14 protein-coding genes are annotated in these 13,834 nt (G+C 40.8%); 9 read left to right on the top strand and 5 right to left on the bottom strand.

From position 1 onward, the window contains the following. Positions 1-155: 155 nt before the first annotated feature. The 8 genes from E2H97_RS11315 to E2H97_RS11280 all read left to right on the top strand — a co-directional run bounded on the left by E2H97_RS11315 (position 156) and on the right by E2H97_RS11280 (position 7,011). Positions 156-314: a periplasmic nitrate reductase, NapE protein gene (locus tag E2H97_RS11315; RefSeq protein WP_133407242.1), complete on the top strand. Its 159-nt coding sequence runs from the start codon at positions 156-158 to the stop codon at positions 312-314. 205 nt (positions 315-519) lie between these two features. Continuing rightward, a complete protein-coding gene (locus tag E2H97_RS11310; RefSeq protein WP_133407241.1) occupies positions 520-777 on the top strand; it encodes a chaperone NapD in 258 nt (85 codons plus the stop codon). Further along, a complete protein-coding gene (napA, locus tag E2H97_RS11305; protein ID WP_218938213.1) occupies positions 774-3,266 on the top strand; it encodes a nitrate reductase catalytic subunit NapA in 2,493 nt (830 codons plus the stop codon). Before E2H97_RS11310 ends, napA begins: the two co-directional genes overlap by 4 nt. A gap of 11 nt (positions 3,267-3,277) precedes the next feature. Further along, positions 3,278-3,778 (top strand): nitrate reductase cytochrome c-type subunit, encoded by a 501-nt coding sequence (locus E2H97_RS11300; RefSeq protein ID WP_133407240.1) that lies wholly within the window; start codon positions 3,278-3,280, stop codon positions 3,776-3,778. An 8-nt stretch (positions 3,779-3,786) separates the two neighbouring features. Further along, positions 3,787-4,374: a cytochrome c3 family protein gene (locus tag E2H97_RS11295; RefSeq protein WP_133407239.1), complete on the top strand. Its 588-nt coding sequence runs from the start codon at positions 3,787-3,789 to the stop codon at positions 4,372-4,374. A 185-nt stretch (positions 4,375-4,559) separates the two neighbouring features. Continuing rightward, positions 4,560-5,363: a hypothetical protein gene (locus tag E2H97_RS11290; protein ID WP_133407238.1), complete on the top strand. Its 804-nt coding sequence runs from the start codon at positions 4,560-4,562 to the stop codon at positions 5,361-5,363. 133 nt (positions 5,364-5,496) lie between these two features. Further along, the gene (locus E2H97_RS11285) at positions 5,497-6,711 is read left to right on the top strand and encodes an RsmB/NOP family class I SAM-dependent RNA methyltransferase (protein ID WP_133407237.1); all 1,215 of its coding nucleotides are present in this window, start codon (positions 5,497-5,499) and stop codon (positions 6,709-6,711) included. Positions 6,712-6,732: 21 nt separating this feature from the next. After that, positions 6,733-7,011, top strand: coding sequence for a peptidylprolyl isomerase (locus tag E2H97_RS11280; protein ID WP_133407236.1), 279 nt, complete (start codon positions 6,733-6,735; stop codon positions 7,009-7,011). 55 nt (positions 7,012-7,066) lie between these two features. Here E2H97_RS11280 and E2H97_RS11275 read toward each other — a convergent pair whose 3' ends face one another. Next, on the bottom strand, positions 7,067-7,777 hold the full coding sequence (locus E2H97_RS11275; protein ID WP_133407235.1) for a hypothetical protein: 711 nt from the start codon (positions 7,775-7,777) through the stop codon (positions 7,067-7,069). 230 nt (positions 7,778-8,007) lie between these two features. On the opposite strand from E2H97_RS11275, the gene E2H97_RS11270 reads away from it, so the two are divergent. Next, on the top strand, positions 8,008-11,247 hold the full coding sequence (locus tag E2H97_RS11270) for a S41 family peptidase (protein ID WP_133407234.1): 3,240 nt from the start codon (positions 8,008-8,010) through the stop codon (positions 11,245-11,247). A gap of 233 nt (positions 11,248-11,480) precedes the next feature. Here the strand turns inward: E2H97_RS11270 and E2H97_RS11265 are convergent, their stop codons facing one another. From E2H97_RS11265 to E2H97_RS11250, 4 genes are read right to left on the bottom strand one after another with little or no spacing between them, the layout of a single operon-like run. Beyond that, positions 11,481-11,972 carry an AAA family ATPase gene (locus tag E2H97_RS11265; RefSeq protein WP_133407233.1) on the bottom strand — a complete coding sequence of 164 codons (492 nt, stop codon included), beginning with the start codon at positions 11,970-11,972 and terminating at the stop codon, positions 11,481-11,483. A gap of 21 nt (positions 11,973-11,993) precedes the next feature. Further along, entirely contained in the window at positions 11,994-12,308 is a 315-nt protein-coding gene (locus E2H97_RS11260; protein WP_133407232.1) for a cupin domain-containing protein, read from the bottom strand. 25 nt (positions 12,309-12,333) lie between these two features. After that, positions 12,334-13,158: a DUF6999 family protein gene (locus E2H97_RS11255; protein WP_133407231.1), complete on the bottom strand. Its 825-nt coding sequence runs from the start codon at positions 13,156-13,158 to the stop codon at positions 12,334-12,336. Next, positions 13,151-13,834: an iron-containing redox enzyme family protein gene (locus E2H97_RS11250; protein ID WP_133407230.1), complete on the bottom strand. Its 684-nt coding sequence runs from the start codon at positions 13,832-13,834 to the stop codon at positions 13,151-13,153. The genes E2H97_RS11255 and E2H97_RS11250 overlap by 8 nt, the downstream gene beginning before the upstream one ends.

Genomic DNA, 13,834 nt, shown 5'->3' with positions numbered 1-13,834 from the left:
AAAATCATACCGTTTTTCCACCGACTGCATTTCTAAATTCGTTTCAACCCGATCAGTTTTACTCTTTTCTTAATATTTTTACATGGACGAACTCGCTACTCGGCGGCTAAAACCGCTTGGTTGGAACGCAAATCGACCTGATTAGAGGAGGGGACATGGGTAATGATTCAAGTGACGATAAAAAGTCCGAATTTCGAGTTTTTATCTTTCTTACCGTGTTTCTTGCACCATTGTTATCGATAGTCATTGTCGGAGGCTACGGCTTCCTCGTTTGGATGAGCCAGATTGTTTTCACTGGTCCACCAGCAAGTTAAAAAACTATAAAACGCGTGTGAATTAGAATGAAAAATAACTAAAGAGCAATAATATGAACAACAACAGGAGCGCACATCCATGTGCTGACGACCGTGACATCCTGTCACGGACGGTTGTCTTTTCACACTATTGCTCTCTTATCTGTCTACTAAATATTTCACTGATCCACACAGCATTTATAAAAAAACAAAATCGAGTGAATAAATGAGCATAGAACTTCATGTTTGTAGCTTAGTGGTTCAAGTAAAACCAGAGAGAATGCCTGAGGTTAGGCAGGCAATCATGGTGATAAAAGATACTGAGCTATCGGTGAATAACGAAATCAAACTCGTGGTTGTTATTGAAGGGAAAGGGCGTAAACAAGTGATGGAATGCGTTGATGAAATTAATGCCATTCCCGGCGTGATCTCAACCTCAGTCGTTTACCAGCAAAGTGAAGTGCTTGAAGAGGACGAGATATGAAAATGAATCGACGCGAGTTTATCAAAGCTAATGCTGTAATCGCAGCTGCTGGTGCTGCGGGTTTAGCTCTCCCAACAAAGGCAAGTAACCTCATCACAAGCTCCGAATTTACCAAACTTGAATGGAACAAAGCGCCTTGCCGTTTCTGTGGAACGGGTTGTTCAGTCATGGTAGCGAGAAAAGAGGGAAGAGTGGTTGCGACTCAAGGTGATCCTGATTGCGAAGTCAATCGTGGTTTAAATTGTATTAAAGGTTATTTCTTATCAAAAATAATGTACGGCTCAGATCGTCTTACTTCACCCATGTTGCGGATGACCAATGGTAAGTACGATAAGAATGGAGATTTTACTCCCATATCTTGGGATAGCGCCTTCGACATTATGGCCAAAAAATGGAAGGAAACGATTAAGAAGAAAGGCCCAACTGCAGTGGGTATGTTTGGATCAGGTCAGTGGACTGTATGGGAAGGTTACGCAGCTTCAAAACTAATGAAAGCAGGTTTTGGTTCCAATAACATAGACCCTAATGCCCGTCATTGTATGGCTTCTGCAGTAGGTGGCTTTATGCGTACCTTTGGGATTGATGAACCCATGGGTTGCTATAACGATATGGAAGAAGCGGATAAATTCGTGCTCTGGGGTTCGAATATGGCGGAAATGCACCCCATTCTATGGACAAGGGTGACTGACCGAAGATTAAGCGCTCCCCATGTACGGGTGGCTGTGCTATCGACTTATCGTCATCGTTCATTTGATTTAGCCGATTTACCAATCATTTTTACGCCTCAAGCCGACCTTGCCATTCTGAATTATATTGCCAATTACATTATTCAAAATGATGCTGTGAACTGGGATTTTGTGAACAAACATGTCAACTTCCGTAAAGGCGTCACTGATATAGGTTATGGTTTACGCCCAACGCACCCGTTACAAAAAAAAGCTAAAAACTCAGATAAAGCAGGAGCCTCTTTTCCTTCAAACTTTGAAGAATTTAAAAAATTCGTTGCTGAATATGATATTGATAAGGCTCATGAAATTTCTGCAGTACCCAAACATAAGTTGTTAGAACTTGCTAAATGGTACGCCGATCCAAACACTCGTATCACATCATTTTGGACCATGGGTTTTAACCAACATACACGTGGTGTGTGGGCAAACAATCTTATCTATAACATTCATTTGCTTACAGGAAAGATTGCTACCCCGGGCAACAGCCCATTTTCATTAACGGGCCAACCATCAGCATGTGGTACGGCACGTGAAGTAGGGACTTTCTCTCATCGTTTACCAGCCGACCTCGTGGTTGCTAACCCTAAACATAGAGCAATAGCCGAAAAAATTTGGAAAATCCCCAGTGGGATAATCCCTCCCAAGCCGGGATATCATGCCGTACTTCAAAATCGTAAATTAAAAGATGGTGAACTTAATTGTTATTGGGTACAGGTGAATAACAATATGCAAGCTGGGCCAAATATGAATGAAGAAGGGCTGCCCGGCTATCGAAATCCAGAAAACTTTATTGTAGTTTCGGATGCCTATCCAACAGTAACGACTCAGGCGGCTGATCTTGTTTTACCAACGGCAATGTGGGTTGAAAAAGAGGGCGCTTATGGTAATGCTGAGCGTCGGACTCAATTTTGGCATCAAATGGTGACCGCTCCCGGTGAGTCCATGTCTGATTTGTGGCAATTAGTTGAGTTTTCTAAACGCTTTACTACTGATGAAGTTTGGCCTAAAGAGGTTTTGGAGGCTAACCCAAGCTATAAAGGTAAAACACTATTTGATGTTTTGTATAAAAACGGTCAAGTGGATAAATTCCCGTTATCTGACCGTGCCGAAGGTTACGATAACCCTGAATCAGATGCCGTTGGTTTTTATATTCAAAAAGGACTCTTTGAAGAATACGCTACATTCGGCCGAGGGCACGGTCACGATCTAGCGCCATTTGATGCTTATCATGAAGCCCATGGCTTACGTTGGCCTGTGGTGGATGGTAAAGAAACACTCTGGCGTTTTAAAAAAGGTTCAGATCCTTATGCAAAACGAGAAGGTTGGGATTTTTATGGTAAGCCAGATGGTAAAGCCGTTATTTTTGCTTTGCCTTACGAGCCACCAGCAGAGTCGCCAGATGCAGAATACGACTTATGGTTGTGTACTGGGCGAGTTCTTGAACATTGGCATTCAGGCTCAATGACGCAACGTGTTCCTGAGCTTTATAAAGCTTTCCCAAATGCCGTGTGTTTTATGCATCCAGAAGACGCTAAGAAGCGTGGGTTAAGGCGAGGAGATGAAGTGATTGTTCAATCTCGTCGAGGAGAAACCAAAACTCGAATTGAAACTCGTGGTCGAGACAAACCTCCCATTGGTTTGGTTTATGTGCCTTGGTTTGACGCCAGTCAGTTGATCAACAAAGTGACCTTAGATGCCACTGATCCTATCTCTAAACAAACTGACTTTAAAAAATGCGCAGTTAAAGTGTTTAAGGCGTGAGGAGAAAGATCATGAAAACATTCAATAAATCTTTCGTTAAAGTTACCGCATTACTAACGTTGGCTAGTGCTGCATTTATTGCAGTGGGAGCTGGAACTGACAAGACCATTCGTGGTGATCATTTTGCGACATTGCGCCATGCACCATTAAATACCGAGCCAACACCTCCGCCTTTAAGTAATGAGAAAGAGCATCAAGGTAGCTTGGCGCGGAATTATCCCGCGCAAGCGCCAATCATTCCTCATCAGGCTCATAAATATCAAATTGATAGAAAAGTAAATCAGTGCTTAAGTTGTCATGATCGTAGCCGTGTTCATGAGTCCAAGGCTCCGATGATAGGAATATCTCACTATTTAACTCGTGATAATCACTTTTTGGCACAAGTGTCACCACGTCGATATTTTTGTACTCAATGCCATGTATCTCAAGAGAACTCGACTCCGTTAGTGAACAACACATTCGTTGATGTTGATAAGTTGGTTGAAGCGTCAGCCAACAAAAAACAGCACTAGGAGGCCGTATGATTGAGATACTTAAGAAGGCTTGGCGAATATTATGTAAACCAAGTGTTCACTACAGTTTGGGCTTTCTAACTTTAGGTGGTTTTGTCGCGGGTATTATCTTTTGGGGTGGCTTTAATACCGCGCTAGAAGCAACCAATACTGAGAAATTCTGTATTAGTTGTCATGAAATGCGAGATAACGTTTATCAAGAGCTGAAAACCACGATTCATTTTACCAATCGAAGTGGGGTGAGGGCGACGTGCCCAGATTGTCACGTACCTCACAAATGGACCAATAAAATTGCTCGGAAAATGCAGGCTTCAAAAGAAGTATGGGGCAAAATTTTTGGAACCATTAATACCAGAGAAAAATTTGAAGCGCATAGAAGGGAACTGGCAGAACACGAATGGGCGCGATTGAAGGCCAATGATTCTTTAGAGTGCCGAAATTGCCATAACTTCAATTACATGGACTTTACTCGTCAATCACCTAGAGCGGCTAAAGCACACTCAACAGCACTGGCTAGAGGTGAAAAAACCTGTATAGATTGCCATAAAGGTATTGCTCACCACTTACCGGATATGAAAGGGGTCAAAGGGTTTTAACTGTTTCAATTAAGGCTGTGAGTGAGACAGCCTTATTTACGGCCTTTAGATTAACATGGCTGTAACTTATTGAATTTAAAGGAGGTTGTTATATTTTATGACTTAATGTCATTTCATTTATCGGTAGTGTTGTGCTGGAATACCAATAAATAACCCGTTAAAACTTGATAGATGTGAGGTCGTAAATGGCTCTAGTCACTCATTCGGTAAGTTTGGCTGCTAACCCTACAACAAATGAATACCCTGTATTGACCGCGGAGCAGGCAGCAGCAATAAGAAGGATATTACCGACAAAAAAGGGGGACAAACAAGGTACGTTTTTACAAGATTCAAATAACAATGTGTTTAGGTGTGTATTAACAAATCCCAATAAGCATATTTACCAATTTCAGGAACAAACAGAAACGACTGGAAAGTGGCGAACAGGTAAATATAGCTATAACGAAAAAAGCCCTTTAGCAAGAAGCTTAACGTCAAGATATAAATATTCGGTTGATTTCCCACCAGTGTCAATGAGTCGAGCTTATACTCTTGCTAAACCAGAAATGTCTAAATCCACTTCCAGTACATTTACTCCTTTTGAATCGAGTGAAAATGGTGTTGGGAAAACTGATATAGATGGAAAAGAGACTGATTCCTTTGTGATAGGTAAAGAAAATAATTCAGTTCATCCTTCTATTGAGGTTCAAGAAACTGATACTCGAGAAGGATCGACAACACCTTCAGTGGTTCCAGTTGCCATTCCAACACCCGTTACACCAACACGAGCTGTGGGGGGCGCCTCTCCAGAGCAACTTGCGCCGCCGGCTTCTTCTGACTCAAAAAAATCGCCATCTTCCTCTCCTGCAACCTCAAGAGTTGCTAGCTACATTGACCATAACAAGCCAATAACAAGGATGGGAATGGTAGATCCAAACACTAATCCAGATTTAATGGCAGCTATTGCAGCTCAAAGAAAAAAATCGACAGAGCAAAAAACTAATAACTAGCTGGAACAAAGATTGATTTCAGTACCAAAGAATAATCTCTGGTATTGAAATCAAGCACTGAATCACTGGATTTTTATGCTCAAACTGCCTATGATCCGCAGCTCTTTTCATTCACCATTTGGCTGTAGTTACCATGCTCAAATCTTCTTTAAATGTAAAATCATCTCAGCTTGTTGTAAATGTTCTTAAGCTGGTACTTGAGCAAGGCAAACCACTGGATAGAGGTTATTCAATTAGTTTCTCTGAGGTAAAACTTAAACCAGAAGAGCAAGCAAGAATTACCCAAGTGGTGGGTGACCTATTACGTCGTCTAAACCTCTATTGCTATCTAGTTAATATTCAACTCCAAGATGCCGCAAAAAATGCAGAATTACTCGTTGTGGTATGGCATGAATTCAATGGGTTGAACTCGGGTAAATTACCTAAGGCGAGCCAGTTTAAACGTTCTGAATATCAACACTTACTGACTAAAGCTAAACAAGATGAAGTACTTTGGGATGGTTGTCCTGGTTGGTTAGATAAAATTGGCGTCGAGCAGTTAGGAGAGTCTTGGAAAGCCGAACGTAAAGCCTTATTGCAACCAGCAAAACGTTACCTACGTGCAAACCAATTAAAAACCACCCGTGATCAACTGAAAAAAGCCTTGAGTAAAGAAGGAATTGAAACGCAGATAGTTAATGGCGTTGGCAGTGCGCTTGAAGTAACCTCCAACTCTCCATTATTCAAAAGTAAGGCGTTCAAAGCAGGTTTTTTTGAACAGCAAGATGCAGGTTCACAATTGGTTGCCGCTGCGGTTGATGCTAAGCCGGGTATGAGAGTTGTTGATGCATGTGCTGGTGCTGGTGGCAAAACACTTCACCTTGCAGGGCAAATGCAAGGAAAAGGACGATTACTGGCAATGGATGTTGAGCAATGGAAACTGGATGCATTAAAAGACAGAGCCAAGCGCGCTGGTGCGCATAATGTCGAAACCCGTATCATCGCCAGCTCAAAAACCATCAAGCGCCTTAAGCTTACAGCCGATAGAGTGTTATTAGACGTTCCTTGTTCTGGTTTAGGTGTATTAAAACGTAACCCTGATTCGAAATGGCGTGATACGTCTGAGCGTTTACCTGTATTAGTCAAATTGCAAGAAGACATTTTGCAAAGTTACAGCCGTATGGTGAAAGTAGGTGGCATGCTGGTATATGCTACTTGCTCAATTATGCCAGAAGAAAATCGCCAGCAAGTGGATAAGTTTTTAGCAAACAATCCACACTTTGAATTTATTGAAGATGAAAATATCACGCCAGCTAATACAGGCTTCGATGGCTTTTATCTAGCCAAGTTAAAAAGAGTTGCAGAGTGAATTAATTATTAGGGGAATATAATGGCTAGAGCTTGCGCTAGGCATATTTTGGTAAAAACCAAAGAAGAAGCGGAAAAAATCAAAAAGGAATTGGCCAAAGGGGCTGATTTTGGCAAGTTAGCTAAAAAGTATTCGACTTGCCCTTCAAAAAAACGCGGTGGTGATCTTGGTGAATTCGGCCCTGGTCAAATGGTAAAGGCATTTGATAATGTTGTATTCAAAAAGCCTGTATTAGAGGTTCATGGCCCAGTTAAAACTCAGTTTGGATTTCATTTGATCCAGACAATATACCGCAGTTGATTGTTTAGGTTTAATCTATTAAATGTAATGATGGGTTAGTTTGATTAACCCTCACTTAATCATCTTGGGTGTATGTTCCCGGAGAAAATGCGTTAACCAAAGACTTAAAAAATAGTACCCAGATCAATAAAAGACTTAACCAGTACCAATCGCTATTAGTGACTTGTAAATCCCATATTTTAGGCTTCATTTCATTGTAACTGAGTAACATTCGGTCGTTTTGTTTTAGTTGGTAAATCAGTCCATCTTTATGCCAGATGGAAATGTTTATTCCATTCGTGAGATTTTTAGCAAAATTACGACATTTTTGTTGATTTATGCTTAGTGCAGAAAACCTGTCTTCATATGATTGTATGTGTAAATCAAAGTAGTTATAGGTGTCACCTTCGTCATCTACGACCTTTTCACGTTTACATCGAGCAGAGTCCACTTGTGTCGTGTATTGATGAAGATTGGAAAAATTAGTAACTGTATATTTATCAATTAATGTTCCCAAAATTATTAAATTCGCTGTAAAAAAAGAGGCAATAAACAGTATACGATTAAAGCAAGAGCCTTCAGCTGAAAATTCGATAACAAAGCTCCTTTTTTCGTAGTCTTCATCATCCTCTAATTCTCTTTGAAGCTGCTCATACTCACCATTTTGCTTTCTTTTTGCTAATTCATCACAAAGTAATTGATATCTATCGGGATAAATTACTCGATCAATATTTCGTTCAACATCTAAAAGTTCATCAAGTGTATATTTTGCATAGTCGATGGACACGAAACTTCCCTATATTTTACGAATTTGGTTTAAGCAACTTGTTACTTTAGAGTTTAAGTTTGGCAATGATAACGTAGATTAACGTAAAAGTTACTGAGGATTAACCTTTATTCGGTATCCTAGAAGAATCTATAAGTATGTAACAAACATACTTTGTTAATATTTACGCCTGAAACTTCCTGAAGAATTTGATAGTTTCTAATCAATATAAAAACACAGGAAGTCTATTCATGAAACTATCCACTTGTATGGCAAGTGTGTTATTAGCACTAGGAGTTACTAGTTCTATAAACGCCATCGCCAGTAACCACGGTCAACAAGGCTATTATCGCGCTCCAACACTTCATAACAACCAACTTATTTTCACCGCTGAAGGTGATTTGTGGACTCATAAATTATCCCAAATTACCGCAAGTCGCTTGACTAGTCTTCCATCACAAGAAACCGATGCTTCTATTTCAAAAGATGGTAAATGGGTTGCTTATTTGGCGGACTATGACGGTACTCAAGAAGTTTACGTTATGCCAATTGAAGGTGGTGTCGCTAAGCGAGTAACGTTTGAAAACAGTCGAGTAAGGCTTCAAGGTTGGACTGAGAAAGGTGAGATACTTTATTCAACTGACAATGCTCATGGTCCTGCAAATTTCTGGGTTTTACGTCTAGTTAATCCAAAGACGTTAATGACAACCGATTTGCCTTTGGCGGATGCGGTTGAAGGCAGCCTTGATGATAAAGGCCAATATGTATACTTCACACGTTTTGGATTGCAAACGACAGGTGATAATGCCCGTGTTTATCGAGGTGGTGCAATTGGGGAAATCTGGCGCTATAAAATCGGCAGTAACAAAGAAGCTCAAAAGCTGACGCAAAAAGACCAAGGTTCAGTTAGAGAGCCTATGTATTGGAATGATCGTGTTTACTTTATCAGTGATAAAGATGGTACTGACAACCTGTGGTCTATGGCTACTAATGGCAAAAACGTCAAACAGCTTACTCACTATAAAGACTTTCCAATTCGAGCGGCAAGCTTAGATAAGGGACGAGTCGTATATCAGCAAGGTGCAGATATTGTGCTGTTTGATATCAAATCGAACAAAGCTGAAACGCTAGATATTGAGCTGATTTCTGATTTTCCGCACCAGCGTGAGAAATGGATAAAGAAACCATCTGATTATTTAACGAGTTCCAGTATTTCTACCGATGGCGATAAAGCCGTATTAACAGCTCGTGGTCATATCGGCATTGCCACTACCGATAACCGTCGTGTGATCAACATAACTTCGCCAGAGCACAGCCGCAGCCGTAATGGTATTTTAAGTAATGATGGTAAATGGGTGTATGCGATTTCAGATGCATCAGGTGAACAAGAGTTATGGCGCTTTGCTGCTGATGGCAGTCGTAAAAGCAAACAAATGACCTTTGATGGCCACACTCAACGAATGAGCCTAGTTCAGTCACCATCAGGCCGTTATATTGCTAATGATGATTATGATGGCAATCTGTGGTTGTTTGATACCCAAACAGGTAAAAATAAAAAAATTATCACTGACGGTCAGGGATTGGGTCCATACGGGAGCATAAGTTGGTCTGCGGATGATAAATACATTGCTGTTGCTGTTAACAAGTTAGGTAAGTTACGTTCTCAAGTGATTTTGTACTCGGTTAAAACGGGCAAAGAAGTCACTCTTACATCAGATAAATACGACTCACATTCTCCGACATTCAGTGACGATGGAAAGTGGTTATATTTCCTTTCAGAGCGTTCATTTAAACTGGCAAATGGTTCGCCTTGGGGGGACAGAAACACTGGTGCGCAATTTAATGATCGTACGTTAATTTACGCCATTGCTCTCGATAGTCATGCTGAATTTCCATTTGCAGAAAAAACGGAACTGACTTCGAAAAAATCCGATGACGAAAAAGAGTACCACGTAGATTGGAAAGGATTGAGTGACAGACTTTGGCAAGTTCCCGTAAAGGCTGGAAATTATCAGAATTTACAAGCAACCAAGAAAGGCTTGTATTTCCAACATGATAACGACTTGAAGTTTGTTGCCTTTGGAGACAGCAAACCTAAGGTTAATATGGTATCTAAAAGTATCAACGGCTTCAGTTTATCAGCTAATGACAAGAAGCTATTTATCCAAACCAAAGATAAAAAGTTATTGATTACAGATACGGTAACCAAGCTTCCAAGTGACTTATCTAAAAACAAAGTTAATCTCGGAAGCTGGAGCTTTACCATTGATCCAAAAGATGAATGGCAGCAGATCTACAATGATGCTTGGCTGATGCATCGTGACCAATTTTTTGATAAGAACATGCGTGGTGTTAACTGGGAAAAAGCCAAAGATAAATATCAAACCTTAGTCGACAGAGTGACTGACCGTAGTGAACTAAACGACGTGTTTAAGCAGATGATGGCAGAGCTTAACTCGTTACACTCTCAAGTTCGTGGTGGTGACATCGCCACTAATAAAGATAAATCACAAGCGGCGAGTCTTGGTGCTTGGTTAAAGCAAACCAAACGTGGTGTGGTTATAGCTGAAATTTACAAGAGCGATCCTGAGCTACCCAATATGGCTTCACCGCTGGCAAGACAAGGTGTAAATGCTAAAGAGGGGGATGTGATTTTTGCGATTAATCAACATCCAATTGATAACGTTGCCGATGTAAACCAGCTCCTTCGTAACCAACAAGGCAAACAAGTGTTGTTGACGTTAAAGCGCAATTGCAAGCAATTCAAAACAGTTGTTAAGCCTGTGAGTGCGGGTGTTAATGCAAAAATGCGTTACCAAGATTGGGTTGAAACCAATCAAGCTAAAGTGAATAAAGCTACAGACGGTAAAGTTGGTTATTTGCACCTGTATGCTATGGGTAGTAACGACATAGCTAATTTTGCCAGAGAGTTTTATGCCAATTACGACAAGGATGGTTTGATTATTGATGTGCGTCGAAATCGTGGCGGTAATATTGATAGTTGGGTAATTGAAAAACTGTTAAGAAAGGCTTGGGCATACTGGGGGCCAACTCATGGTGATCCAAGCACCAATATGCAGCAAACCTTTAGAGGTAAGTTAGTGGTTCTAGCGGATCAGTTAACCTACTCTGACGGTGAGACTTTCACAGCAGGTATTCGTGCATTAAAATTGGCTCCTGTTATCGGCAATCAAACCGCTGGTGCAGGTGTATGGTTAAGTGGTCGAAATCGCGTATCTGATAATGGTATGGCAAGGGTGGCTGAGTACCCACAATATGCCCTCGATGGACGCTGGATTGTTGAAGGTTATGGTGTTAAACCAGACATTAAAGTCGACAACCTGCCAGTAGCTACTTTTAAAGGTAATGATGCTCAGTTAAATAAAGCGATAAGCTATCTGAAAAAAGCGATGGCGAAAGAGCCTAGAGTTGAGCTGAAACCTAAGCCGATGCCTAAGACGGGTGAGGCTGAGGATATTATCGCTCAATAATATATAATCAGCCTCTACTCCTCGGTCGAAGCTCTATTTTGACTGAGGAGTATATGTCGTCTCGCACTGATGAATCCCCATTTTTTATGCAAAGAGAGGGTAAGCAAACGCTGAAACGCTGCAAGCCCATCCATGGGTGCTTGACCTCGGCATTCATGCCTCGGACATTCAGCTTATTGCTTACCCTCTCTTCAGAAATCCGAAAATTTAAAGATGTTATACGCTTAAAAGTCTTACTGATTTTTTATTTGATTATTGGTATATCTGATTTTTATACCATTAAAATTGTTAAACAGCGACTCATGAGCTGATCTTGAAAAAGTATCTGTTCGTGTATCGTATTGAGCTATCCAATCAGTCAGCATGTTTAAATTGTTATCTTGTGCTTTTTTAGATGGGTATTTGTGCGGCTCCCAAGGGCGGTTTTTTGCATTGCTAATGCAAGTTTCAATAGGAAGGTCGAGAAAAATAATTTCAGAAGCGTGTTTTAAGATGAGTTCCAGTAAGTCAGAGTAACAACCTTCAATCACCCATTCTTGGTGAGTATCTATAAAATCCAATATTTCGATTTCAGATTCATTAATCGGCTTTCGTTCTGGAACTTCAGATTGCTGCCATGCAATAGAATCTAAATCCAAATGTGCCAACTGATGTTCAGCGGACAGGTTTTTGGCAAGAGTAGATTTTCCAGAGCCTGAATTCCCAAATATGGCTATTTTTCTCAACGCTATTTTTTCCTGTGAACATTATTTATAAAAGATCGCTAACCAGACTGTTACTTTATCAGGGTTGGTACTGACCACTTTATGCTTTTTACCAGCTGGAATATTGACAAAGTCACCTTCTGAAAGTGTGAAAACTTCACCGCTTTCAAACTCAATAACGCCTTGTCCTTTTAAAACAATCACCCACTCATTTTCTGTTTGATCGTACCAACCTTCATTCGGTGAACTGTGACCATGAGAAAGAATGCGTTCGATTCGGAGGTTTTCACTTGTATGTAAGTCTTCGAATACCTCTTCAGGAAGGGAGTTGGGTATGTTCGAAAATAGGTTAGACATATATCTCCAAAGCCTGATTTTTTTATCAAGAGTTACAGTTTGATTGCTGTTTTCTTAGTGCCTCAAGTCGAGCATATAGGTGCTCGGTAAAGAAGCCATGCATTAAAAAACGCTGCCCGAGATTCCAAGGTCCGACAAAGTAGAGTGGGTATTTGTTATAGGCATACTCAGTTAACGTATTATCGCCGATAATATTACCAATTCTGATGGCGATGCTTTGGTCTAAATTGAATCCGTTTATGGCGTCTCGGTATTCATCTCGTTTGAGTAATAAACAAAATAAACACATAAATAAAGCGTGTGCAGTTTCAAAATCGATGATTTGTGTCTTTCTTGGTTTAATTTTCAAGTCAGCCATATTGATGGGTTGCCAGCTTTCCCATTTTAACGAGTCAACTTTTGATGCTGCGACATTGCCCAGTTTTGCAAATGCTTCAAACAGATCTTGGTCGTGATCGACAAAGCTATCTCGGTGCATATCGTCAATGGTTTTTGGGTATAAGTTGACTCTGTTTTTATGCCCAGTGTTTTCAGCGAGAAAATTTAGAATGTTGGATTCTGTTGCAAAGTGTCTGAGGATCAGATAATTAGCTTCAGGTGAGACAAAATGTTTGCAAAACCAACAGATGGTTTTTTGCAGAAAGTCATGAGCGCTGAATTGGGGGAGGGGAAGTCTTTTCAAAAACCAAACTAAATGGAGAAGGATAGCAAAGAAAAACTGAGCAATTGGCCGAACTATCCACCTAAAGCTGTTATCCATGTCTTTTAACCAAAGTTCTACGGCTTCTGGCTCTATCGGAAGTGAGTTGTCATTTTTAATGGCTTTAATATAGGCACTTTGGTTACCCATTGTCGACTTCCTCAAGTTGTAAACAGTACAGTCGACCAACAACTTTTGCCGTTCGAATTATGGCGGCGACATTATCATCCGTGGTTGCTACTCGGTCGATAAGTTCATAAAGTTCCTGCATGTGACTGGCGTCGTTTTTGCCGTGATACTCTAAGAAGGTGGTGATGGTCTGCTCGCAGTTAAACTGCTCTTTTATTGCTTTTGCCCATTTGAGAGACATCTTGTTGCCTAACCCCTCGATGATCCACATAGCGCCAATAAGCTGCACAGGGTTAGGTAAACTGGCTTGATACATGAGATAACCGTGAAGAGCATCTGAGCCGATGTTTCTTGGGGCGGCTTCTATTTGCTGTAGCAAACCGCCAGCGGCTACAAAATCTTTTTCAATCATTTTATAGTCTTGATGCTCTTCATGGGCATGATGAATCACCGCCGAGCGAACATCACTATAAGAGCGATCAAAGCTTGAGGCGCAACGGCTGATCCACCTTGAGCCTTCAATGACTTGCTGACGTAGATTCAGCAGCAAATTCCGATAATCTTCTTGACTTAGACGGCTTGTTTCGAGGCGTTTTATTACTGGTACTTTTGAAAGCTGTTGGTCGAACTCAAACCAAACTTGTAATAGTGCTTTGAGACATTTTTGACCGAGCGTGGTGGTAATGAATTGTTCCAT

The sequence above is a fragment of the Parashewanella tropica genome, from assembly GCF_004358445.1.
Lineage (GTDB): Bacteria > Pseudomonadota > Gammaproteobacteria > Enterobacterales > Shewanellaceae > Parashewanella > Parashewanella tropica.
Note: the sequence above shows the minus strand (reverse complement) of the source record. Positions and strands in the feature narration are given on the sequence as shown.